The 23,083-nt window shown below is 59.4% G+C and carries 19 protein-coding genes and 1 pseudogene; 3 read left to right on the top strand and 17 right to left on the bottom strand.

Features of this window, described 5'->3' with window-relative positions:
- Positions 1–20 precede the first annotated feature (20 nt).
- The 8 genes from dhaL to ACQZ5G_RS17455 all read right to left on the bottom strand — a co-directional run bounded on the left by dhaL (position 21) and on the right by ACQZ5G_RS17455 (position 7,443).
- Entirely contained in the window at positions 21–677 is a 657-nt protein-coding gene (gene dhaL / locus ACQZ5G_RS17490) for a dihydroxyacetone kinase subunit DhaL (protein WP_448738434.1), read from the bottom strand.
- A 9-nt stretch (positions 678–686) separates the two neighbouring features.
- Positions 687–1,694 (bottom strand): dihydroxyacetone kinase subunit DhaK, encoded by a 1,008-nt coding sequence (locus ACQZ5G_RS17485; RefSeq protein ID WP_448738433.1) that lies wholly within the window; start codon positions 1,692–1,694, stop codon positions 687–689.
- A gap of 15 nt (positions 1,695–1,709) precedes the next feature.
- Positions 1,710–1,904, bottom strand: coding sequence for a hypothetical protein (locus tag ACQZ5G_RS17480; protein ID WP_003523984.1), 195 nt, complete (start codon positions 1,902–1,904; stop codon positions 1,710–1,712).
- Entirely contained in the window at positions 1,901–3,010 is a 1,110-nt protein-coding gene (locus ACQZ5G_RS17475; RefSeq protein WP_448738432.1) for an ABC transporter ATP-binding protein, read from the bottom strand. Before ACQZ5G_RS17475 ends, ACQZ5G_RS17480 begins: the two co-directional genes overlap by 4 nt.
- The gene (locus tag ACQZ5G_RS17470; protein ID WP_448738431.1) at positions 3,007–4,107 is read right to left on the bottom strand and encodes an ABC transporter ATP-binding protein; all 1,101 of its coding nucleotides are present in this window, start codon (positions 4,105–4,107) and stop codon (positions 3,007–3,009) included. The genes ACQZ5G_RS17475 and ACQZ5G_RS17470 overlap by 4 nt, the downstream gene beginning before the upstream one ends.
- Before the next feature lie 3 nt (positions 4,108–4,110).
- Positions 4,111–5,055 carry a carbohydrate ABC transporter permease gene (locus ACQZ5G_RS17465; protein ID WP_448738430.1) on the bottom strand — a complete coding sequence of 315 codons (945 nt, stop codon included), beginning with the start codon at positions 5,053–5,055 and terminating at the stop codon, positions 4,111–4,113.
- A gap of 4 nt (positions 5,056–5,059) precedes the next feature.
- On the bottom strand, positions 5,060–5,932 hold the full coding sequence (locus tag ACQZ5G_RS17460; protein ID WP_003523980.1) for a carbohydrate ABC transporter permease: 873 nt from the start codon (positions 5,930–5,932) through the stop codon (positions 5,060–5,062).
- Positions 5,933–6,027: 95 nt separating this feature from the next.
- The gene (locus ACQZ5G_RS17455; protein WP_448738429.1) at positions 6,028–7,443 is read right to left on the bottom strand and encodes an ABC transporter substrate-binding protein; all 1,416 of its coding nucleotides are present in this window, start codon (positions 7,441–7,443) and stop codon (positions 6,028–6,030) included.
- 349 nt (positions 7,444–7,792) lie between these two features.
- Here ACQZ5G_RS17455 and ACQZ5G_RS17450 point away from each other — a divergent pair, with 349 nt between their 5' ends.
- On the top strand, positions 7,793–8,605 hold the full coding sequence (locus ACQZ5G_RS17450; RefSeq protein ID WP_003523978.1) for a DeoR/GlpR family DNA-binding transcription regulator: 813 nt from the start codon (positions 7,793–7,795) through the stop codon (positions 8,603–8,605).
- A 79-nt stretch (positions 8,606–8,684) separates the two neighbouring features.
- Here ACQZ5G_RS17450 and ACQZ5G_RS17445 read toward each other — a convergent pair whose 3' ends face one another.
- From ACQZ5G_RS17445 to ACQZ5G_RS17415, 7 genes and pseudogenes are all read right to left on the bottom strand, one after another.
- Complete coding sequence (locus ACQZ5G_RS17445; protein WP_448738428.1) at positions 8,685–10,343, bottom strand: Na/Pi cotransporter family protein; 1,659 nt, start codon at positions 10,341–10,343, stop codon at positions 8,685–8,687.
- An 87-nt stretch (positions 10,344–10,430) separates the two neighbouring features.
- Complete coding sequence (locus ACQZ5G_RS17440) at positions 10,431–11,036, bottom strand: histidine phosphatase family protein (RefSeq protein ID WP_448738427.1); 606 nt, start codon at positions 11,034–11,036, stop codon at positions 10,431–10,433.
- Entirely contained in the window at positions 11,036–12,148 is a 1,113-nt protein-coding gene (locus ACQZ5G_RS17435; protein ID WP_448738426.1) for an ABC transporter ATP-binding protein, read from the bottom strand. Before ACQZ5G_RS17435 ends, ACQZ5G_RS17440 begins: the two co-directional genes overlap by 1 nt.
- Positions 12,145–13,890, bottom strand: coding sequence for an ABC transporter permease (locus tag ACQZ5G_RS17430; RefSeq protein ID WP_448738425.1), 1,746 nt, complete (start codon positions 13,888–13,890; stop codon positions 12,145–12,147). Before ACQZ5G_RS17430 ends, ACQZ5G_RS17435 begins: the two co-directional genes overlap by 4 nt.
- A gap of 53 nt (positions 13,891–13,943) precedes the next feature.
- Positions 13,944–15,065: an ABC transporter substrate-binding protein gene (locus tag ACQZ5G_RS17425; protein ID WP_448738424.1), complete on the bottom strand. Its 1,122-nt coding sequence runs from the start codon at positions 15,063–15,065 to the stop codon at positions 13,944–13,946.
- A 173-nt stretch (positions 15,066–15,238) separates the two neighbouring features.
- Entirely contained in the window at positions 15,239–16,075 is an 837-nt protein-coding gene (locus ACQZ5G_RS17420; protein ID WP_448738423.1) for a MurR/RpiR family transcriptional regulator, read from the bottom strand.
- Between the two features lie 212 nt (positions 16,076–16,287).
- Positions 16,288–16,746 (bottom strand): annotated as a pseudogene (locus ACQZ5G_RS17415) (IS5 family transposase); the annotation flags it as partial.
- A gap of 698 nt (positions 16,747–17,444) precedes the next feature.
- Between ACQZ5G_RS17415 and ACQZ5G_RS17410 the strand changes: the two are divergent.
- Both ACQZ5G_RS17410 and ACQZ5G_RS17405 read left to right on the top strand, forming a co-directional pair.
- Positions 17,445–18,773 (top strand): spinster family MFS transporter, encoded by a 1,329-nt coding sequence (locus tag ACQZ5G_RS17410; RefSeq protein WP_448738422.1) that lies wholly within the window; start codon positions 17,445–17,447, stop codon positions 18,771–18,773.
- A 184-nt stretch (positions 18,774–18,957) separates the two neighbouring features.
- A complete protein-coding gene (locus ACQZ5G_RS17405; protein ID WP_448738421.1) occupies positions 18,958–19,362 on the top strand; it encodes a hypothetical protein in 405 nt (134 codons plus the stop codon).
- A 270-nt stretch (positions 19,363–19,632) separates the two neighbouring features.
- On the opposite strand, the gene ACQZ5G_RS17400 is transcribed toward ACQZ5G_RS17405, so the two are convergent.
- Together ACQZ5G_RS17400 and ACQZ5G_RS17395 are read right to left on the bottom strand one after the other, a co-directional pair.
- Positions 19,633–21,276 (bottom strand): long-chain-fatty-acid--CoA ligase, encoded by a 1,644-nt coding sequence (locus tag ACQZ5G_RS17400; protein ID WP_448738420.1) that lies wholly within the window; start codon positions 21,274–21,276, stop codon positions 19,633–19,635.
- A 28-nt stretch (positions 21,277–21,304) separates the two neighbouring features.
- Entirely contained in the window at positions 21,305–23,068 is a 1,764-nt protein-coding gene (locus ACQZ5G_RS17395) for an acyl-CoA dehydrogenase C-terminal domain-containing protein (protein ID WP_448738419.1), read from the bottom strand.
- Between the last annotated feature and the right edge of the window lie 15 nt (positions 23,069–23,083).

Genomic DNA, 23,083 nt, shown 5'->3' with positions numbered 1-23,083 from the left:
CCTTGCTTATGGTTGGACCCTCAGGCCGATCTGACGAAATCGTCCATCGCCTTCAAAATCAGCGAAACAGAAATCGCGCCCGGATCGGGATGGCCGATGCTGCGCTTGCCGAGCGAGCGCGCCTTCCCGGTGGTGGCGATCATTCCCTTCGTCGCCTCCACACCGTCATCCGCCGCCCGGCTTGCCATAGAGATCGTTATCGGTAGTGAGCCGCCAGCCGAGATACGGGCAGCGCGAGCCGCCGGCGCCAGCGCGTCGATGATGGTTTTCTGCCCCTCGGTGACACCGCCGCGTTTCAGCACTGCATCCAGACCGGTTTCTAGAAAATCGGCGAAACCGCCGGCATCGATCGCATTCTTGCCCGCAAGCGCTTTCGAACCGGAACGGAAAAGGGTGCCGAATATCGCCCCCGCCGCACCGCCCGTTCTGGAAAGAATGCTGCTGCCGACTGCGCGAAGAGCTTCCTCTATGGTTTCGGGAGGGGATGTCCTGAGGCTCTCAAGCGCGCCTTCGAAGCCGCGTTGCATGCCGATACCGTGGTCGCCGTCACCTATGGCGAGATCGGCATCGGTGAGAATATCCACCTGCTCGATCATCCGGGTCGATACGTGATCGAGCAATGCCACCGTCCGTGCGAGATCGAGCGTTGCGGTCTCTGTCTTGATCATCTCTGTCATGAGGCCCCCTCACATTCTGGAATAGCCGAGCGAATCCGCCGGCAGATCGAGATAATGTTTCAATTCCGCGTCGAGCTTCAGCAGCGTTACGGAAAAACCCGCCATTTCCTGCGTCGTCACAAAGGTGCCGACATCCGTGCGATGAACACCGATGCCGCGCTCTTCGAGAATCCGGCGGACACGGCGATTGACGATCAGCATCTCCATCATCGTGGTGGCCCCGAGATTGTTGATGAGAACCGCCACCTCGTCGCCCCTGGCAAAGGGCAGGTCGGCCAGAATTTTCTCCATCATCTGGTCGGCGACGGTATCGGCGGGCGCGAGCTTCTGGCGGGAAATCCCCGCCTCGCCATGGGCGCCCATGCCCACTTCGATCTCGTCATCGGCTAGTTCGAAAGTGGGTTTGCCGGTTTGCGGGATCGATCCGGGCGAGACGGCGACCGCCATCGAGCGCACATTGGCGGCGGCTTTCCTCGCGACGCGCTCGACTTCCTCAAGCGTATCCAGTTCGGCCGCCGCGCCGCCCGCCACCTTGATCATCAAGAGATCGCCGGCAATGCCGCGACGGTCATGCATGCGTTCCGGCGGCGCGGCGGCGACGTCATCGCAGACGCGCACCGTTCGCACTTCGATGCCGTCATCGGCGAGCAGCTCGGCCGCCATGTCGAAATTCATGTTGTCGCCGGCATAATTGCCGTAGAGAAACAGGATGCCCCGGCCGCGATTGACGGCTTTCGCCGCCGCGCAGATGATATCCGGAGACGGAGCCGCGAAGACCTGCCCACAGGCCGCACCGTCTCCCATGTTGCGCCCGACGAAACCGTGGAACAACGGCTCGTGACCGGAGCCGCCGCCGATCAGCAGCGCCACCTTGCTTTCCGGAAGATCGGTGCGAACGATGGCGGCGTATCCGGGCACCCGCACCACCCGCCCGTCATTGGCCAGCACGAGACCTTCGAGCATTTCCTCCACGACGTTCTTCGGGTCGTTGATGATTTTCTTTGCGGCTTTCGCCATTACCGTCTCCCACAATTATGACTGGCCCGATGAAGTTAGATTGTCCGGAACGTGATCCAGAACCATGAACAGAATGACGCCGGAAAGCAGCACCGGAAAACCCACCACGAACAGGTCATGGGTGAACGGCTGGCACAGCATGGCGAAACCGCCAAGGATCAGCGTATTGGCCAGCCGGTAGAACCAGCCGAGCGTGCCTGCCTTTTTCATCGCGCCACCTCCCCATGCTGCTGCGAAATGCGCTTGCCGCTCGCGGCGTCGAAGAGAAACGCGGCCCCTTGCGGAATGCGAAACGCGCAATTGTCGTTCTGTTTCAGCTCGACGCCGGGCGCCAAAACCTTGCGGAATGAGCCTGCCGGACCATCGACCTGAACGGCGCGCTCGAAACCGCGATTGTCGACGGCATAGACGCGGCCCGCGGTCGTGCCCGGTGTATCGGGCGCAACGATCTCCAGATCCTCCGGCCAGACGCCGACGAGAACCCCCCGTTCCGGACGACCGGTAAGACCGCCGAGCGACGAAAGCTCCACGCCCTGGCCGCCCGGCAGGTGGGCTTTTCCGTCCTCCACCGCCGCGTAGAAGAAAGCCATGGAGGGGCTGCCGATCAGCTTGCCGACGAAGACGCTGGCGGGCCGGGCGTAAATTTCGGCGATCGTGCCCGCCTGCTGGATGACGCCGCCGTCGATGATGCCGATCCGGTCGGCAATGGCGATGGCGCCGTGATAATCATGCGTCGCGTAAAGCATGGTGGAGCGATGCTGGCGGTGAATCTGCCGCAATTCCGCCCGCAGGCCCTCGCGCAGTTTCAGATCGAGCGCCGACAGCGGCTCGTCGAGCAGAAACAGCTTCGGCCGGCGCACCAGCGCCCGGGCGATGGCCACGCGTTGGCGCTCGCCGCCCGACAGCGTGCCGACATCGCGGTTCAAGAGATGCGAGATGCGCAACAGTTCGGCGGTACGGCCGACGCGCCGGGCAATCTCGTCCTCCTTCTCGCGATAGGTCGGAGACCGCAGCGCAAAGGCGATATTGTCCTTCACGTCGAGCACCGGCAGAAGGTTGAACCCTTCGAAGACGATGGATACGTCGCGCCCGGAAGGATCGATATCGGTCACGTCCCGGCCGCCAAGATGGACGCTGCCGCCATCGAGATCGATGAGGCCAGCCGAGGCCAAGAGCGTCGAACTCTTTCCCGCCCCGGTCGGACCGAGCAGGGCGAAGATTTCATTGTCGGCCACGTCGAGATCGAGACCGTTCAGCGCCGGCTTGCGCTTGTAGGATTTCACCAACCCCTTGAGACTGAGCATCGGCGTGTTCATAGTGTCGCCTCCCCGGTGACGCGGCGGCCGGTCTCCGCGTCGAAAAACAGAAAGCCTTCCGGCGAAAAATGCACCTGACCCGCCGTGCCGCTGGCCTTTGCATCGCGCTTGTCGACGCCCTGGCACAGCGCATCGCCGATACGGAAGGTGAAGAAGCGTTCGCGGCCGACCGAATAGACATCGTCCACGGGGAGAGCGACGCCGTCGCCCTGTCGGCGGGAATCAACGAGATGGATGTTCAGCGGGCGGATGCCGAGTTTCAGCGGCCGCTGGCTTTTCAGAACCCATGGCGGAATGCCGTCCTTTTCCGGGATCAATGTCACGGCGCCATTCCTGCCAAGCTTCAGGCCCCCACCGTTTGGTTCAAGGTCGATAAGGTTCATGCTCGGCGAACCTATGAACTGGCCGGCAAAGACGCTGACGGGTTCGAGGAACATCGCATCCGGTTCCGCCACCTGCACGATGCGGCCGTCGCTCATCAGGACGATACGGTCGGCGAGCGACATTGCCTCGCGCTGATCGTGGGTGACATAGATCGTCGTCACACCAAGCTGGCGCTGCAGATGGCCGAGTTCCCAGCGCATCTCCTCGCGGAATTGCTCGTCGATGGCCGACAACGGCTCGTCGAGCAGCAGCACGGCGGGATCGCGGATCACGGCGCGGGCGAGCGCGACTTTCTGGCGCACACCGGGCGGCAACGCTCCCGGATAACGGTCGAGATCATCGCCGAGCTTGAAGATCTCCGTGACCCAGTCGAGCTTGCGGGCGATCTCCGCTTTCGCCACGCCCCGCGCTTTCAGTGGGAATGCGATGTTCTGGCGGATTTTCAGATGCGGGTAGAGCGAGACGAACTGGAACACCATAGCGATGTTGCGCTCGCTTGCCGACAGATCGTTGACGCGCTGCCCGTCGAAGCGGATGTCGCCGGAGGTGGCGGCGACAAGCCCGGCGATGGAGCGCAGGGTGGTCGTCTTGCCGCAGCCCGAGGGGCCGAGATAGACGACGAACTCGCCGTTCTTGACTGTCAGGTTGACATCCTGCACGGCCTTGAACGCGCCGAATTCGATATTGAGGTTTTCGAGACGGATTTCAGCCATGGATCAGAACCTCTCGCCCATCTTGTTGAGATGTCGCACCAGGATCATCGACAGGCCGATGATGATGACCAGCAGAACCACCGCCAGCGCCGACGCCTCGCCGGTGTAGAAATAGCTGAAGGCGGTTTTGGCGACGGCGAAGGAAACGGTTTCCGTGCTCGATCCCGGCCCGCCGCCCGTCAGTGCAAAGAACAGGTCGTATTGCTTGAAACTGTCGATCAGCCTGAGGATCAGCGCGATGAAGAGCACCGGCGCGGACATCGGCAGGGTGATCCTGAAGAAAGTATAGGCCGCGCTTGCGCCATCCACCTCCGCCGCCTCGTAGATCGTGTCCGGAATGCCGCGGAAAGCGGCGGTGGCGAGCAGAATGATGAAGGGCGTCCACATCCAGGTATCGGCGGCGGCGGCGGCGAACAGCGCGGCATTGGTCTGTCCGAGCCAGTCGATCTTCGCCAGTCCGACCGTGGTCATGAGATAGTTGATGATGCCCCATTCGGAATTGAACATATAGCGCCACAGGAAGCCCACCACGACCGGCGACAGCATCATCGGCATCATCAGCGCGGTAAAGATGACATCCCTGCCACGGAAATTCTTCTGAAGCCGGTAGCCGACGAAGATGCCGATCAGCATCTGCAAGGTCACGCACAGTGCCACGAACTTGCCGGTGAAGACGAAGCGCTGCCACAAATCCGGGTCGGACAGCAGGAAGGCATAATTGCCGAAGCCGACCGGCTTCATCGCCACGGCGGGTCTCAGCGCCGAGAAGTTGAAGAACGAGTAATAGACCAGCGAAAAGATCGGATAGGCGACCATGAAGATCAGGATCAGCAGGCTGGGCGACAGGAAACCGAGGATCATCAGCCGGCCGGAGGAACGCCTGCGGGCAGCCGGAGCGGCAGCGACAGTTGCGGCATTGGTTGAATTGACGGTGATTTGATCGGACATCGGCTTATCTCCGCCCCAGCACGCCGAAAGTCATGCCCATCAGCAGGTGCTTTCGGATAAGATAGAAGAAGATCAGCACCGGAATGATGAGGACGACGCCGGCCGCGCAGATTTGCGTCCATTCGATACCGGTCGCGCCGGATGCGGCGGAAATCTTCACCGGCAGCGTCTTGGCGGCCGTGGTGGTCAGGATCGACGCGAAGGCGAATTCGTTCCAGGCGAAGATGAAGCAGAAGCCCGCGGTGGCCGCGATGCCGCCCTTCACCATCGGCAGGACGAGATGCAGGAAAGCATACATGCGGGTATAGCCGCTGACGATGGCGATCTGCTCCACCTCTTTTGGCACGCCGTCGAAGAAACCCTTCATGATCCAGGTGGCAAGGCCGATATTGGCAAAGACCGCGACGAGGATAAGCCCGAGGCGCGTATCCGCCAACCCCAGTTCCGCGAACATCAGGTGGTAGAACACCAGCACCGCGACCGGTGGCAGCATCCGCGTCGACAGAACGAAGAACATGAAATCGCCCTTGCCGATGAAGTTGAAGCGCGAGCAGACGTAACCGGCGAGCGTGCCGAGGAAAACCGCCAGCGTCGTGCCGGCGGTGGAGACAATGATGCTGTTGATCAGCGCATCGAAGACGCCATAGGCGGAAGCGCTGTTCCTGGCCGCTCCTACCCCGAAAACGCTCTCATAACCGGTCAGATCCGGTGTGAAGATGAGTTTGGGCGGCATGGCGAACAAATCCATGCGGCTTTTGAACGACGAGATGAGGAGCCAAAGGATCGGCCCGAGATTGTAGAGGGTGTAGAGGGCGAGCAGCGCAAGAAAAATCCAGCGTGCCGCGAGATCTATCCCTGATGTTCTTGAACGGGACATGCTTCCCCCCTTCGCAAGGGCATTTTCGAAACGGAAAGGGATGAGTTTCCGGATGCGCGGGACAGGTTTTCCCGCGCATCCGGGAGAGGCTGCGGTCAATCGACCGCAGCAACCTCGTTAACACCGACCGGTGAGATGAGCTGATCCGGCACTTCCGGCACGGTCTCGCCTCGCTTGATCTCGTAGCCGGCCCGCTTCAGCGTGCGCTCATGCTTTTCGGCCGCATCCGACAAGGCCTGCTTGACGGTCTTGGCGCCGGAAACCGCGTTGGAGATTTCCTCCTGGAGCTGATCGAGCAGCACCGGATATTCCGGCAGGTGCCAATAATCGTTCAGATATTGCAAGGCGACGGAAAACTGGCGATTGTAGGAATTGAGACCCTGCCACTCCGGGCTTTCCAGCACGGCTTTCAAACCGGTCTGACACACTTTCGCATAGCGGGCCTGCTGAGCGGGCTGGAAATACCACTCCATGAATTTGGTCAGTTCCGGCAATTTCTTGGAATATTTATTGATACCCATGCCCTGTCCACCCACCGAAAACTGGCGGCGGAACTTCTTGTCGCGCCCGACGGCGCCGGGCAGTACACCAAAGGCGGTGCGATCGGCGAATTTGTTCACCTTCGGATCGGCGTTGGAGCCGTTGAAGTAGAACCATTGCATCGCCATGGCCAGTTGGCCCTGCTGGAAGGCGGCGTTCACCTCGTCGAAACCCCAGTTGCCGCTGCCGGGTGGTCCGAATTTGAACATGTCGACATAGGCCTGGACACCGTCAATGGAGGCCGGGCTGTCGAGATATCCTTTCACCTCATAGGTTTTCGGATTATAAAGCTCGCCGCCGAACGACCATAGAAACGAGTTCGACGCCGTCGTGGCGAAATCATATTCGCGGCCGCCCATCTGCCCCCATCCGTAAAGACCCTTTTCGGGACGGGTAAAGAAGGCGGCGATGTCACGAGCCTGCTGATAGGTTTGCGGCACGGCAAGCTCGTAGCCATATTTGGCCTTGAAGGCGTCCTTCTCCTTCGGATCCTCGAACAAATCCTTGCGATACATCAGGCCATAGGCGTCCTGATTGGCCGGAAGCCCGTAGAATTCGCCCGAACCATCGGGATATTCGCCATAGCGCGACAGGGAGGCGGAAGGGAAAATCTCCGGCTTCAAATAGTTCGACTTGGCGAAAATATCATTGATCCTGACGGCATGGCCGCCGCCGGCAAATTCAGCCGTCGACTGGCTGTCCCACATCGCAAAATCGAAGGCATCGCCCTTGATGGCGAATTCCGACGCGATCTTGTTGTGCCATTCCGGCCCGTAAGGAACCAGCGCCGGCACGATCTTCACGCTTTTGTCGGGATAGTCCCTGGAGATTTCCACAAGCGCATCGGCACAGGTGCCGGCGTGCCACACAAACGTCAAGGTCGTTTCGGCACTGGATGTCCCTGATGCGGCCAGATAGGCCGCGACGGCTAAAGTCGACACCATGCGACGACTGCGCACAATACTGCTCATGCTCTCCTCCCCTGTTTTGTTGATTGTCCGGCACCCTCTCTCCCTGAGGGCCTCCGACGACAAAACTCTAGGCGATCGCCACTAAGTTATCAATAAGAATATGTGTTTTTCTCAAAAATAATGTTATTTAATGGTCATGCTTTCATTTTTTTGATACTTTATCATTTTCAAACAACGTGGTAAAAATCCTCTGTTTTCGGCATTTTTACATTTATTTCCACGAAATAAGCGTATGGTGCCGCAATTTTACGACGATCCCACTCTTCACATTTTTCTTGATTTTTTGATATATTAACATTTCGCTTGAGCGACGCCGAATTGCCATCTAAGGTGCCCGGAGGAGGATGCGATGACCGACCACGAAACGAATATGACGACTGAGGCACCGGCAGAGATGAACCTGTCGAAGACCGAAAAACGGCGGTCAGAGATCATCCGGATGCTGATGGAAAATGGTTCTGCCCAAATCAAGGACCTGGCCGAAACGCTCAAAGTCAGCCTGATGACCGTACACAGGGACCTGAACGACCTTCAGGACCAAGGCCTCGTACGGCGAATACGCGGATCTGTCTCTGCGGAAAAATCCATGCTGTTCGAAAGCAGCTATATTTACCGCGCGCGCCAGCACGTTGACGAGAAGAGGCGATTGGCGCGCGCCGCCGTTCGCCACATAGAACCTGGTAATGCTGTCGTCTGGGACGATTCATCCACCACGTTTCAGGTTTGCGATTTCATCGAACAGGTCGCTCCCGTCACCGTTCTGACCAACGCATTGCCGGTTATCGACCGCCTTCGCGACGTCCAGGACATCGAGCTGATCGGACTCGGCGGCAAATTTCATCGGAGTTATAACGGCTTCTTCGGACTGGCATGTGAGAACATGATCAGAACGTTTCATGTTGATGTGGCGCTTTTGTCGACTACAACCATTCAGGGCCTCTCGCTTTTTACACAGGACGAGCAGGTCGTGCGGGCCAAGCAGGCTATGATCTCGATTGCGCGAAAGAAAATCCTCCTGGTGGATGAAAGCAAATTCCACTATTCGGCACTCAATTACGTCGCCGAACTTTCCGTATTCGATGTGGTGCTCGTCTCGGAAAACGTTCCGGCGGATGCCATTGCAAGAATGCGACAGCACGGAATCAATATTGAGATCGTGTAGCCTGCCAGAGCACGCTGTTTTCCGGGTTAAAGGCGTTGACGGGTCGTAGCGACGTCGAAATTGCCGTACCAGCAGTGCTTTATGCAAGTGATGCTAAACCATCGGACAATACTCTGCTCTCGAGAAGTTGACCCTCCCTGTCGAGGATAGAATTGGCGACAGAGGCAATATGCGCATTGATCCTTTTCAGATCGCGGAGCATATCGAGATGCATGGAGCTTGTTTCAAGACTTTCCGCCTGCCCGTCTTTCAGGCGTATCAAATGCCGGGTGGATGACTGTCTCTCCATTTTCCGGACATCGACTTTCAGCTCCATCAACTGCCGTGCAAGTGCGGTGTCACCGGTTGCGAATACCGTCTGTGCGATGCGCAGATTATTGATAGATAAGCGGAAGAACCTACTCAGTTCCCGTTGGCCGTCTTCGGAAAATCTTACTCCTCGCGCCGCCTTCTTGTTCAACTGGTTCAAAACGCCTTTCTCTATGAGGTCGCCGACATGTTCCAGATTAAGGGCATAATCGATGATTTCCAGCGCCCTCGACGCATCGTGCTCCTCCAGGCTTTCGCGCATCAGGGCAGAAACGTAAAACTTCACCTCCCGGTGCACCCTGTCGATGCGCTTTTCGCAGATCGATATTTCTTCGAGTTTTTTTGGGTCGCCGCCGTCGAGCGCATCGTGAGCAGCGCTTAACATGCGGTCGATCAGATCGCCGACACCGAGAACTTCTCGGGTGGCGTTTGCAAGTGCAACGACGGGGGTCGCCAGATAGGCCGGGTCGAGATAGCGCGGCGCATCGTCGGACGGGTGATCGTCCGGCACGAGACGCCGCATGAGGAGCGAAACCCCAGCGACGCAAGGCAAGGCCAATAGCGTCAGAAGCAGGTTGAACAGCAGATGCAGGTCCACCGGCAAATTGGCAGGCTCCACCGGAAGCAGCCGAAGCAGGTCGGTCAGAACCCCGATGACGGGAAGGCAGACGAGACAGCCGGTAGCCCGAACCAGCAGATTACCCATGGTGACACGTCGCGCGGACGTCGGTGAAGACAAGGTGGCAAGGACAGGCGGTACGGCGCCACCCAGATTGGCGCCGAGCACGAGCGCCATCGTCAGTTCCGTCGGGAGAAGACCCGTCGCAGAAAGGGACACGATAAGCACGATCGTCGCCAGGCTTGAAGACGAAATAACGGCAATGATGGCCGCCAGACTCATCGCGACGGGCAGGGCGTTTCCGAGTAGCTGGATGAATGCGGAAAGCGCTGGCGATGTCCTCAGTGTTTCCGTCGCGCCATCGAGCAGATGCAGCGACAGCAGCATGAGCCCGATGCCGACGAGGGCATTACCGCTTCCCTGTCGCGTCACGGATCCATTACGCCCAAGAGCGTAGCCCGTGACGATGACGAGCGGCGACAGCCAGCTCACCCCGGATGCAACGATCCAGGCGGTGACCGCCGTACCAAGATTGGCCCCAAGCATTACAATCTGCGCCATGCGTGGCGCAATCAACGCCCTTTCGGAAAAGGAAGCGACCATCAGCGCCGTCGCGGTGGAACTTTGCAACGCGACCGTTGCAAAGAAGCCTGAAAGAAAGGATCGACTGACGCTGCGCGTTCCAGCCGCCAGACCGTAACGCAATCTGGCTCCAAAGGCGCGGGAGATGCCGTCTTTGACGCGGCCCAGTCCGAACAGAAGCAGGCTGACGGCCCCCAGCAGGTTTATCAGAACGATTGTGGACTGCATGCAAAAACCCTCCCTCCCGCGCGTGGCCAGGCGCGCCCGAACACAAACGATCCGGGCTGACGCATGGTCGTGGATAGCTGGAATGCCTCAGTCGGCAACGGAAACGTCCGGCGCGACGGAGCCGATATTGTAACCTTCAAGCTGAGCAGTGGCGGTGTCGGCATTTGGGAAATTCAGGATCGTTGCAGTGCCAGGCGTTACCGGAATGACGCGCGACGGCGGCAGGTCGAGAAATTCGTGGCATGCGGCGCGGATCACGCCGCCATGCACCACCGCAAGCACGTCACCTTGCGCATTTGCCAGCCAGTGGCGGACACCGGCGGCGATGCGTTTGCGAAAATCGGGCCATGTCTCGCCCCTGTCAGGCGTGAAGGTTCCTGCCCGCCATGCCTTGTAATCTTCCGGTCGCTGCTCGATCAGTTCGGCCTTGGTCAGGCCCGTCCATTCGCCCATATCGAGTTCCCGCAGCCTTGCGTCCGACGGCGCGTTGGCATGTCCGATCAGCGCGACGGTCTGACGCGTCCGGCCGAGATCCGAGGATATGACGAGGGTCGGTGACAGGGCCCTGGCATATCCACGAAAGCGGCGGGCCTGTTCGATACCCCTTTCGGAAAGCTCTGAATTGTCCTGACCCTGAAGGCGCTGTTCCGCGTTCCAGAGCGTTTCACCATGACGAAGAAGAATGAGGCGCATTACTTGATCCTTTGTCCTTGCTGCGAGAAGACCGCATCGGGACTGCGTACGAATGAAAGCGTGACCGGTTCTGCCGGTACGGAGGAAAAATGGCCCTGGGCCATGGCGGTGACGCGCAGTCCGCCGATCATGGCTGTCACCATCGTCTGGCCGGCGATGGGAGCGGCCTCGGCGAAGCGCGCCACGATCGAGGGCGTATCGGTAACCGAGCCGACAACCACATCCTCCGCACGGTACAGCAATTGCGCCTCGTTGACTGAAGGCGCCATCCCCGCATCCGCCATGACCGTATCGGCAAACACGAAGTGATCCCCCTGTCGCCGGACCGGAATGAGGTTGGCTGGCGGCGTGCCGAGGAACGTCGCCACGAAGGCGGTTTGCGGTGAGCGCAAAAGCTCGATCGGCTTGCCGAATTGCTCGACGCGGCCGCCGTTCAGGACGGCTACATGCGTCGCCATGGTCATGGCCTCGACCTGATCATGCGTCACGTAAACGGAAGTCGCTCCGGTCGCCCGGTGTATCCGCATCAGCTCGCTGCGCATCTCGATGCGCAATTTGGCATCGAGATTGGAGAGCGGTTCATCGAAGAGAAGGATGCTGGGTTTTGGCGCTATGGTGCGGGCAATGGCGACGCGCTGCTGTTGTCCGCCGGAAATCTCCGCCGGATAACGATCACGCAGCATATCGATCCCCAGCAGCGTCAGGACTTCGCGGACCCGTGCGTCGCGCTTTTCCTTTGGCCATTTCGCTACTTTCAACGGCCAGGCAATGTTTCCAGCCACGGTCATGTGCGGCCAGAGCGCATAACTTTGAAACACCAGACCGGCATTGCGCGTCGCGGCGTCTGAAATCACCCCGTGGCGGCCGCTCGAAACCGTTTTGCCGACGAAGTCGATTTCGCCTTCGCTCGGCCCTTCAAGCCCTGCCAGCATGCGCAGGAGCGTGGATTTTCCGCAACCGGACGGACCCACGAGAACAAGGAAGGCGCCTGGTGGGACCGATATGTTAATATCGGATACGGCGGTGAAGGAACCGAAGCGCTTGACGAGATTTTTGATCCGGATTGCGGGATTTGCGTCCGCGTGACTTGTGTCTATCGGGGCGTTGATCATGACTGTTTCCACTTCTGGACGCGGTTCTGCAGCACATCGGCAAGGAAGGATGCGGCAAGGCAGATGACAAGAATGATGAGCGTGATGGCGTTGGCGAATTGCATGAAACCTTCCGCCGCGAAACGATAGGCCACCATGCTGAGCACAGGCGATGTGGAGGTGAACAAGAGCACGACAAGCGACAGGTCGCGGACCATCTTGACGAACACCAGAATGGCGCCCGCCAGCAGGCCCCGGATCGCCAGCGGAAAGGTGATGACCATGAGCCTGCGCACGAGGCTTGCACCGGTCAGTCTGGCGCTTTCCTCGATGTCGGCCGAAATCTGGCCAAGAACAGAGCGCCCCGCCTGCACGGCAAAGGGAAGATTGTGTGCCGACGCCGCCAGAACGAGAAGAAGAAAGGTGCCGTAGAGCGAGGGCAATGGGCCGATCGGCGCGCCGTAAAGCGCGATATAGGCGGCGGCAAAGGCAATGCTTGGCACCAGCAGCGGAATGAATGCAAGCTGGCTGAGCAACTTCGCCAGCAGGCTGCCACGGCGTTGAACGATGACATAAGCCAACGCCAGCCCGAGCAGCATGGTGGTTGCGGCGACCACCAGGCCGAGGCGGACCGTGTTCCACAATGCGTCGAGCAGCACGGGGTTTCGGAATATACCCGCCTGACCCTGGGCGATCTCGCCGCCGCCCTCTCCGATCCAGAAAGCCAGCGTCCAGTTCGAGAATAGAAGTCCGCTCTGCGGCGCAAGGCTTGACGCCAGAAGAATGAGCACCGGGGCAACGGTTGTCAAAAACCCGATCGACAGGGCGATTGCGAAAAGCGGCCAGCGCCAGCGACCCAGCGGAAAGCGTTTCGTGCGTCCACCCTTGCCGGTGACGGTGATGAAGGCGCGGCGGCCGGAGACGATCCGGTCGGAGAACCACAGCAACGCCGCCGATACGGCAATCAAGAGCAGCGCCAGCACAAAGCCGCGCTCTTCCTGTCCGGTTTCGATCATGCCGAAAAGACGCGTCGAAAGCGTCTGCATCCGCACCGGCAGTCCGAGCAATGCGGGGGCGGCGAAATTCGCTACCGCACCGGCGAAGGTGAGTGAAGATGCTGCTATCAAAGCTGGTGTGACGACGGGCAGGATGATGCCGAAGAAGATGCGCGGACGCTGCGCGCCGGCCATCTGCCCCGCTTCAATGAGGTCCGCACCGACCGAGCTGAGGGCCGCTGCGATGATCGTATAGGCCAGCGAGTAATAATGCGCGATCAGCACGATCATCGCCGGAACGATGCCCCAGGCGAGCCAGTCCGGAATGGCGATGCCATTCGTCTCAAAAAAGCCGGCCGAACCGCCGAGCCGGGAGTTGCGGAAAAGCGTTCCCCATGCAAGGGCGGCGGCAAAGCTTGGAATCATATAGGGCAGCGTTCCGGCAAGGCCGAGAAGACGGCGTCCGGGAGCATCCGTCAAAATGACGAGCCAGGCGAGAAAGCCTCCGAATAAAAGACATCCGGTGGCGACGCCGAAGCCCAGCAGCATGGTGTTGAGAAGCGGCCGCCACCAGAGATTGGCCGACAGCGGGCTGAACAGCACTGCCTGCCAGGCGTCGAGACCTTCCGGCGTCAGCGTGGACATCACGATCCGCAGCAGCGGCGCGACAACGAGCAGGGCGACGATGGTAATCAGAATGGCAGGCATGACGATGCCTGATCGGAGCAGCCTGCTGCCCGACGATGCAAGTACGGATTGGGATGACATTGGACACTCCGATGGTGACCGACACGGCAGGAAGCTAGTGTCGGTCGGCGGGGTTACTGCAAGGTGATGATCAAATCGGCGACGCGGTTGCGCGCGGCGGCCGTCTTCTCGGGGTTGATCGTCCATGCCTCGAGCTCTTCGAGTTTGACGGAGTCGGGATTGTCGCGAATGGTCTCGCGTGTGGCATAGTCGCCGGGCACGTCGAAAGGTTCGTATGCCGCGCCGCCCGTCGGGCTGTCGTCGCCAAACATGAAGTCGATCGCCAGCCGCGCCGCCGCCGGATGCGGGGCCTTATTGGCAAGGGCCAGCACTGCCGGGAACAGGATGCCGTTTGCAGGCTCGACATCGTTGGCGACCTGCAGCGCCCAGCCCTCCTTCTTGTTGTCGCGCCGGTCCGAATAGGTGCCGAAGGCGACCGGGGGAGCCTTGGCATTGACATCGCCAATCGACTTGTTGAGGACATCGCTGTTGGGGACGAGGATCAGGTCGTTTTCAAACAAATCCTTGACGAACTGTTCTCCCGCGCCTTGAAGCTTCGCCTCGACTTCGATCTCCTTGCCGAACTGGGTCTTGTATGCCGCAGCCATCTCGTCGGGATGCAGCGTGATCTCGGTTAAAAGATCAAGCAGTTCGCCGCGCTGCGACGGATCGACCATCAGCACTTTTCCACGCCATTCCGGCAGGGTAAGCTGCCAGAGATTGGTGACCGGTGAGCCTTTCGGATAGGCTTTTTCATTATACATCAATACCTTGGTGGAAAGTCGGTGTGCCAGAAGCGGCGCTTTGTTGTTATCGTTTATCTGCCCGGCAACCCTTGGCGGCAGATAATTCGTCACCGCACCTTTCGAAAGCAGTTTGGTGAACACGACGGGCGTATCGGCAAGGTAAAGCACGTCGACGGCATGAACGCCGGCCTGCTGTTCGGCTTCCAGACGCGCGATCTGCTTGGTCGAACTCATATCCAGGCCGATGAAATCGACCCCCGGATATTTTGCCTCGAAGGCTTTCTCGACCCTGGCGATGCGGCTGGAGAGCGAAAAGACCGTGACGCTACCCTCCTTCTGTGCCAGCGGCAGCAGTTGCTCGGGTGTCATCTTGTCGAGATCGCTGGTCTGGCCGATTGCTGGCACGGCAAACAGGCCGGCAAGACATAACGCTGTCAAAACCCTGTTCATGATGTTTCCTCCCATTTCCTTCTCCTCCCCTGAAGTCTGTTCAGATTCTTTTGCCCTTTCGAGAAAACCGCTCCCACGGTCCCCTGACAAATTCTAGAACGCCGCGCGTCCGTTCAGACGCGCAGACAATTATCTAAGCCATTGAATCAAAAAGTTACTTTAGAGCCGTTGCGCTAGTCGAACTGGTCGAACAGCTCCGACAGTTTTTCCAGCCTGGCGATGATCTCCCGTTCATGGCGGCCGGCTATGGTCAACACGATGCCGTTCACAATGGCGAAAGGCACGGTGGGCGTCTGGAATTCGCTTCCCGAGCGACCGCGAGGTGCTACGAGAGTGAGGTCGGCCTGCGGATCCATCGCGGCGCCGGCGAGATCCGATATCAATATCGTGCTTGCGCCGACTGCTTTTGCATGGTGCAGAAGAGGCGCGTAGCTCTGCGGCTGCTTGCGGAATGCCAGCGCGACCACGACGTCCCCAGCCTCCATGCTCACCATACGCTCGGCAATGTCGCGACCACGCCCTGTCAGCTCAGTCGTCGTTGCCCCGAAACGGTCGAGCCGACGCTGAAGAAACGTGGCGACCGACAGCGCATGGCCCTGACTGAACACAAAAATCCTTCGCCCGGAGAAGATCATGTCCGCCGCCTTGTCGATATCCGCCTGCGTTACCGATAGCGACAAGGTTTCCAAAGCAGAAATCTCGGCATGGATGAGATCCGTCAGGAACGCACCGTGCTCCACTTTGGAGACAGAACGACGCATTCTATCTGCGGCATCCTGCCCCTCTAAAACCTCCTTCTGCAATTGTGATCGCAGTTCAGGAAACCCCTTGAACCCGAGCTTTTGCGCCAGCCGCGTCGCTGCGGCTTCATGAACATGGGCACGCTGCGCAAGCTGCGGACCCGACAGAAATGCTGCCTCGGCCCGACGCTCGAGCAACATCGCAATCAGTTTCTGATCGGAATCTGTGAGTTTCGACGAGTGTGTCTTGATGCGTTCTAAAAATGACATTGATCGTCCTGCAATATTATTTGCTGATTATCAGATTACTGCAAAGGAAATTTCGGTCAAGTGTTGCCCGCAAATTTCTTTACAAAATTTTACGCTGTGCAATTTGCTTTGCGGACAGAAAAGATGTGGTCACGCTACAAAAGCGTTGCATCGTCCAGCTTTTGAGATCACAGGGATCATGCTGCTATAAAGGATGTTTCGTGCCGCAGCGGTGAGCGCTTCCGCGTCGAGCGCGATGGGATGACAGGACGAGTGCCATGCAACAGGAGTTCTTCGCGAATTGCATCTGCATCATATCCCTTGTCCGCCAGCATTTTGCGCGGTCTGCTGACGGGAATAGCAAGAAGTTGGGGAACGGCCTTGTAATCTGATGCCTGACCGCCGCTCAGGACAAAGCCGAGAGGGCGTCCCTGACCGTCTGCTCGGGCGTGGATTTTTGTCGTAAAGCCGCCGCGTGAATCGACCAAAAGCCTCCGTATCAGTCCCCCTTTTGCGCCAGCAGCCTGCGAATGACCCCGAACGGTCGTGCTGTCGATCATATGCTGCCAGTCGTCGGTTAAGCCAAGTTCAACAAGGGTCTCAAGCAGAGCGTCCCAGACGCCTTGCTCAGCCCACCGTCGGAAACGGACATAGACAGAGTTCCATTCGCCGTAGCGTTCGCGCATGTCGCGCCGCGCGTTTCACCGCGCTCGATTCGAAACACTAATATCCCCTAGATAGCCTTTGAAAGTACAATTCCTCCAGTTCCTGGCCACGCTCTTTCAGGGCTTCGGCTTCACACAGTCTACATGGGCCTTTGGAACAACACGTACATTTTCCGCGCGTAACCTCTATGTCGGAATAAGTACCTTTGAATATTTTATCAGCACAACCTTCTGCCGGAGACATCCGAGATCGCGTCGACTGGCGCGGGTGAGGCGAAGACGACCGGCGTCATTCGGCCTACGGTCGCCAACGATCCGGAAGGGAAGGGGACGATGATGACGACCCCAAAAATCTGCCCGGTGTCGATTATGCCGCCATCGATGCGATGCTGACCCGGTCTCTGGCGGCGATCGAGAGTGCCACACGGCCAAGCTGCGCCACGGTGCGGGAACAGTTTCTAAAAAGATGAATCCGTTTTGCTAGGTTCAGGAACATGGGAACAAGCCAACCCGGTGGGAGAGGCCCAGGTTGAAACTAGCTCATCGGCGTAACAGTTCTTCGAACGGTATCACGCCTCCGTTCGCGTCAAAAATGGGTTAGATGCCGCGTAAGTGGCTTCGTGGCAAAATTTGTCCCCTTTCAAAGACGGCCTCGTCCCTGGACAGACTTATGCTGCGAGCTCGGTAAAGACCTGAAGAGTTGAGCGACGAGAAAGAGAGGCATCATGGCTCAAGCCAAGCAAGCGCCAAATGCGTGGAAAGTCCTCATTGTGCTTTTCCTTGCGAACCTTTTCAATTTCTTCGACCGGGCGGTCCCCTCCATCCTCATGGAGCCGATGCGGTTGGAATGGGGTCTGACCGATCTGCAGCTCGGCGTCATTGCCGCCGCCTTCACCGTCGTTTACGCCGTCGCGGGCCTGCCGCTTGGCCGGCTTGCCGACACGGGTCCTCGCAAGAAGATCATGGGCTGGGGCCTGATCGTGTGGTCTGGCTTCACCGCGCTGAGCGCCGCAGCCACCGGGTTTTTCACCTTCCTGCTCACTCGCATCGGTGTCGGCGTCGGCGAAGCCAGCTATGCGCCGGCGGCAAATTCGATGATCGGCGACCTGTTTCCCGCCGACAAGCGATCCCGCGCAACAGGCGTCTTCATGCTTGGGCTGCCGCTCGGGCTTCTGCTCGCCTTCTTTACCGTGGGAGCAATGGTGAAGGCGTTCGACTCATGGCGCGCGCCTTTCGTGATCGCCATGGTTCCCGGCCTTGTCATCGCGATCTTCATGTTCATGATCCGGGAGCCGGAGCGAGGCGCGGCTGAGACGGTCAAAGTCAGCAATGCACCTGTCACCAATCCAATCGCCAAAGTCATGCGCATCAGGACGATGTGGTGGATTATCCTTGCCGGCATCGCCGCGAACTTCTCCGCATACGCCACAAATTCGTTCATGGTTCCGCTGATGCAGCGCTTCTTCGGCCTGTCGTTGCAAAGTGCTGCGGTTTCGACCGGCGTAATCGTTGGTATCAGCGGATTGATCGGGCTGGTCGCTGGCGGCTGGATCGCGGACCGCGCGCACCGGCGCTCCGAACGGGGGCGCTTGATGCTGGGCGCGACGAGCCTCGCGATCGCGGCGGCAGCCACATGGGCGGCTCTGCAACTCGGATCGGGTCAGGCTGGAGCATTCATCGCGCTGTTCACCATCGGCTGGCTGCTGCAATATTTCTATTACATCTGCCTTTATCCGGCCATCCAGGACGTCGTGGAACCGCAGTTACGCGCAACGGCGATGGCGTTGTTCTTCGCCGCGCTTTACCTGCTTGGTGGTGCATTCGGCCCGATGGTCGTCGGCTATTTCTCCGATCGCTATGCTGAGGCGGCCATGCTGACCGCGGGAGCGACCGAAATGACCGGGCAGTTCAAGGCCGCTGGTCTACACGGAGCGTTCATACTCGTTCCCGTCTCGCTAGCGATCACCGCGATCGGCATATTCCTTGCCGCCCGCACATTCCCGCAGGACGCGCGCTCGATGAGGGAAGGCCTTCGTCTTCAGGCGGCAGGCTAATAGGTGGGACCGGCTGAGAGCCCATGCATCGGCGTAACGTGTTCCTGAAACAGTATCGCACCCTTTGTTGCTTCAAAACAGGCGCAACGGCACCATAGTTTGTGTCCAGTTTCAGTTCTTTCTTTGAAGAAGATCGAAAAATCGAGAGTCGCATATTGATAATGTCAATGAACCCGAAGGTAATATGTGTTCCACCGCAGACTATACGGCATGTGATTTACTCACAAATCGCGTCACTCTTGACACCGCCAGCTGGCAAGCCAGTTCTCAACCCGCTCGCTTTTTCACGGCTCCCTTCTGGCTCTTCATTTTCTGCGGGTCGCCCGGTGAATGTCCACAAGCGCGCCTGGTCGCAATCATTGAGGTTTGTTTTTTGAAGACTGATCATACCCGCGACACCTCTGAAGAAATCGCAAACCAGCGGACGACTCCAGGGACACACATGCTATTTTTGGGCGCTACCTTCTCAGCGTCGGGTGCAATAATGGGCTTTTTATTCGCCGGACATATCGCCATCTCAGCCGTTGCTTTTGCCAGCCTGTTTTTAGGGCTTCTGATGGGCTGGCGCGCAAGGGGAATTGTCGCATGACAGCAGATATCGCACAGAAGCAGTCTGCCACTGAAGGGGTCTTGGGAAGCCGAAAAAAGGCCCTCTTTCATGCCGGTTGACACCGCTCCATACGGTATCACGCCTTCATATCTGCTTCGATTCCGGTTTAAATCGTCGCTGTTGGCATCAGGTAAACTATGTCAGCGACAGGACTGCTCCGCCAAAAGCAGTCCGATTTGCCCGCAGCTATGCTGCGGGCATTTTCGTATTTCGTCTGTGGAAAGCGAAGGACGAATGCGGAGGCGGATTTTATCGTCTGTCGTCAGGGATACGCTGTGCCCACCGATCGGCCACGATCTGGCGGATGGCGGTCTTGAGCAACTTGCCGGTTGCGGTATGCGGTAGTTCATCGACGATGATGACATCGTCGGGAATGCTCCATTTGGAGATCTTGCCGGTATAGACGTCGAGCATGTCCTGGCGCGTGAATGTCTGCCCGGGTTTCACCGCGACGACAAGGACGGGGCGCTCTCCCCAGCGGAGATCGGGGGCGGCGACCACGGCCGCTTCCTTGACGGCCGGATGGGCCTGCGCGATGTTTTCCAGTTCGATCGAGCTGATCCACTCGCCGCCGGATTTCACGACATCCTTGGTGCGGTCGACGATCTGAACGAAGCCGTCCGCGTCCATGGTAACGACGTCGCCGGTATCGAACCAGCCTTCGACAGCGTGCGCCGGGCTTTCTTCAGTATTGTAATAACCGGCCGCGACCCATGAGCCACGCACCAGCATGGAACCGAAGGCCCTTCCGTCGTGCGCCACAGGCTGGCCGTCGCTGCCCTCGATGCGGAACTCCATGCCAAATAACGGGCGGCCCTGCTTGGCTTCGAGGACGCATTTCTCTTCCGCCGAAAGCGCCGCATGCTTCGGCAGAAGCGTTGCCGCTAGCCCGACCGGGCTCGTCTCCGTCATGCCCCAGGCATGGCGCACCTTGATACCCTTGTCCCGGAAACGGTCCATCATGATCGGCGGGGGAGCCGCCCCCCCGATGGCGACGCGCTTCAGCGCAGAGAATTTCTGGTCCTTGGCGTCCATCCAGTCGAGCAGGCCGAGCCATACCGTTGGCACGCCGGCAGAGAAGGTGACGCCTTCGCTATCAAACAACGAATGAAGGCTCGCGCCGTCGAGGTTTGGACCGGGCATGACCAGTTTCGCGCCGACCATTGGCGCGGCATAGGGAAGGCTCCAGGCATTGACATGGAACATGGGCACGACGGGAACGACTGTATCCGAGGCGGAGAGACCAAGCACGTCGACAAAGGTGGCCGCCATGGCATGCAATATAGTCGAGCGGTGACTGTAGAGCACGCCCTTGGGATCGCCCGTGGTGCCGGAGGTGTAGCATAGGCTGGATGCGGTGTTCTCATCGAATACGGGCCACTCGAATTGGTCAGATTCCCGCGCGATCAGCGTTTCGTAACAGACGAGGTTCGGCAGCACCTCGGACTTCGGCATATGGGCTTCGTCTGTCATGATGACGACGGCTTTCAGCGGTGCCAGCCTGTCGGCAAGCGCTTCGAGGATCGGCAGGAAGGTGAGGTCCGAAAACAGCACGCTGTCGCCGGCATGTTCGATGATATAGCCGATCTGTTCAGGAAAGAGCCGCGGATTGATCGTGTGGCACACGAAGCCCGATCCCGAGACGCCGTAATAGAGCTCCATATGCCGATAGCCGTTCCAGGCGAGCGTGCCCACCCGGTCGCCATGCTGCAGGCCAAGCTTTTTCAGCCCATTGGCAAGCTTCTGGCTGCGCTTGGAAAGATCCGCATAGGTATAACGATGAACAGGACCTTCGACCGTCTTCGAAACCACCTCCGTGCTGCCGTGATAGGTCGCTGCATGACGCAGGATCGACGACACGAGCAGCGGTACATTCATCATCATGCCAAGCATGGTCCTCTCCTCCCAGGATAAATTTCAATCAGAACAGGTCGGCGTCGAGCGCCATGATGCCGGCGGCACCGGTGCGGATGGCGGCCTCCAGCGCTGTGGTCTGCGGCAGCAATCGGGCAGCAAAGAAGCGGGCAAGCGCCAGCTTGCGCTGCTTCAGCGGTGTCGTTGCATCGGCTTCGGCCTTTTCGGCCATGCGCACCCAGAGCCAGCCGAAGCTCACAAGCGCGAAGAAGCGCAGATATTCGGTGGCGCTCGCTCCTGTTTCCACCGAGTCGGCGTCTTTGGCCAGCAGGTCTTCCGTCAGTTTCTCGAGCCGGGCGAGAGCCTCGACGACAGATGTCTTCACGGCCTCGAGTTCGGCCGAGCCCGTCGTTGTCGAGAGATCGTCGCGTATCAGCGCAAAGAAACGGCGCGCGACATTGCCGTTTTCCATCGGTAGTTTGCGGCCGACGAGGTCCATCGCCTGCACGCCGTTGGTGCCTTCGTAAATCTGGGCGATACGGGCATCGCGCACATACTGCTCCATGCCCCATTCGCGGATATAGCCGTGGCCGCCGAAGACCTGCTGGGACTGGACGGCGATCTCAAAACCGAAATCGGTAAAGGCGGCCTTCACCACCGGCGTCAACAGCGCGACGAGGCCATCCGCCCCGCGGCGGGTTTCCTCGTCGGGATGGCGCTCGGCGATGTCCATCTGCAGTGCGGTCCAGACGGCGAGCGCGCGGCCGGCCTCGGTCAGCGACCGGCCGGTCAGGAGCATCTTGCGCACGTCGGCATGCTCGATAATCGCCACGGGGCCACGCGCGCCGTCGGCGGAACGGCCCTGGAGGCGCTCGCGGGCATAGGCGACAGCCTTCTGGTTGGCAGCTTCGCCGATGCCGAGGCCCTGGATGCCGACGAACAGGCGCTCGGCATTCATCATCGTGAACATGGCGTTGAGGCCGCGGCCGGGCTCGCCGATCAGCCAGCCGGTGGCGCCGTCATAGTTCATCACGCAGGTCGGTTGGGCGTGGATGCCCATCTTGTGCTCCAGCGAGCCAACTGACAGACGGTTGCGGTCTCCGAGCGAGCCGTCTTCCTTGACGAGGAATTTGGGTGACAGGAACAGGCTGATGCCCTTTACGCCCTTCGGCGCGTCGGGCAGGCGTGCGAGCACCAGGTGCACAATGTTGCCGCCGAAATCATGATCGCCGGAGGAGATGAAGATCTTGGTGCCCCTGATGACGTAGGAGCCGTCCCCGACCGGCTCGGCGCGGGTGGTGAGCAGGCCGAGATCGGTGCCGGCAGAGGATTCCGTGAGCGCCATGGCGCCCGTCCATTCGCCCGAAATCATCTTCGGCAGATATTTCTGCTTCAGTTCGTCGCTCGCATGGTGTGCAATGGCCTCGACGGCTCCACGGGTCAGACCCGGAAACAGGCCGAAGGACAGGTTCGCGGAGGACAGCATCTCGTCGAGCAGGATCTGCAATACGCGCGGCAGGCCCTGTCCACCGAATTCCGGATTGCCCGACAGACCGCACCAGCCGGCCTCGACGAAGGCCCTGTAGGCGGACGCGACGCCTTTCGGCGTTGTTACCAGCCCGTTTTCCAGCCTGCAGCCTTCCTCGTCGCCGGGACGGTTGAGCGGCTCGATGACCTCGGCGCAGAACTTGCCGCCTTCCTCGAGAGCGCTTGCTGCAAGTTCCGTATTGATCTCTTCAAAGCCGGGAAGGGCTGCCATCTGCGCGTCGAAGTCGAAGACTTCGCCGAGCAGGAAGGAGATGTCGTCGATGGGAGGGGTATAACCAGCCATGGGGTTCCTTGCCTC

The organism is Agrobacterium sp. 22-214-1 (assembly GCF_053522465.1).
Note: the sequence above shows the minus strand (reverse complement) of the source record. Positions and strands in the feature narration are given on the sequence as shown.

Coding starts and splice junctions, on each gene's coding strand:
- ACQZ5G_RS17470 (WP_448738431.1), bottom strand. CDS start 4,107: ATGGCTGAAATCCGTCTCGAAAACCTCAATATCGAATTCGGCGCGTTC.
- ACQZ5G_RS17465 (WP_448738430.1), bottom strand. CDS start 5,055: ATGTCCGATCAAATCACCGTCAATTCAACCAATGCCGCAACTGTCGCT.
- ACQZ5G_RS17455 (WP_448738429.1), bottom strand. CDS start 7,443: ATGAGCAGTATTGTGCGCAGTCGTCGCATGGTGTCGACTTTAGCCGTC.
- ACQZ5G_RS17395 (WP_448738419.1), bottom strand. CDS start 23,068: ATGGCTGGTTATACCCCTCCCATCGACGACATCTCCTTCCTGCTCGGC.
- ACQZ5G_RS17400 (WP_448738420.1), bottom strand. CDS start 21,276: ATGCTTGGCATGATGATGAATGTACCGCTGCTCGTGTCGTCGATCCTG.
- ACQZ5G_RS17405 (WP_448738421.1), top strand. CDS start 18,958: ATGTGTTCCACCGCAGACTATACGGCATGTGATTTACTCACAAATCGC.
- ACQZ5G_RS17445 (WP_448738428.1), bottom strand. CDS start 10,343: ATGCAGTCCACAATCGTTCTGATAAACCTGCTGGGGGCCGTCAGCCTG.
- ACQZ5G_RS17440 (WP_448738427.1), bottom strand. CDS start 11,036: ATGCGCCTCATTCTTCTTCGTCATGGTGAAACGCTCTGGAACGCGGAA.
- ACQZ5G_RS17430 (WP_448738425.1), bottom strand. CDS start 13,890: ATGTCATCCCAATCCGTACTTGCATCGTCGGGCAGCAGGCTGCTCCGA.
- ACQZ5G_RS17475 (WP_448738432.1), bottom strand. CDS start 3,010: ATGAACACGCCGATGCTCAGTCTCAAGGGGTTGGTGAAATCCTACAAG.
- ACQZ5G_RS17425 (WP_448738424.1), bottom strand. CDS start 15,065: ATGAACAGGGTTTTGACAGCGTTATGTCTTGCCGGCCTGTTTGCCGTG.
- ACQZ5G_RS17435 (WP_448738426.1), bottom strand. CDS start 12,148: ATGATCAACGCCCCGATAGACACAAGTCACGCGGACGCAAATCCCGCA.
- dhaL (WP_448738434.1), bottom strand. CDS start 677: ATGACAGAGATGATCAAGACAGAGACCGCAACGCTCGATCTCGCACGG.
- ACQZ5G_RS17410 (WP_448738422.1), top strand. CDS start 17,445: ATGGCTCAAGCCAAGCAAGCGCCAAATGCGTGGAAAGTCCTCATTGTG.
- ACQZ5G_RS17480 (WP_003523984.1), bottom strand. CDS start 1,904: ATGAAAAAGGCAGGCACGCTCGGCTGGTTCTACCGGCTGGCCAATACG.
- ACQZ5G_RS17420 (WP_448738423.1), bottom strand. CDS start 16,075: ATGTCATTTTTAGAACGCATCAAGACACACTCGTCGAAACTCACAGAT.
- ACQZ5G_RS17460 (WP_003523980.1), bottom strand. CDS start 5,932: ATGTCCCGTTCAAGAACATCAGGGATAGATCTCGCGGCACGCTGGATT.
- ACQZ5G_RS17450 (WP_003523978.1), top strand. CDS start 7,793: ATGACCGACCACGAAACGAATATGACGACTGAGGCACCGGCAGAGATG.
- ACQZ5G_RS17485 (WP_448738433.1), bottom strand. CDS start 1,694: ATGGCGAAAGCCGCAAAGAAAATCATCAACGACCCGAAGAACGTCGTG.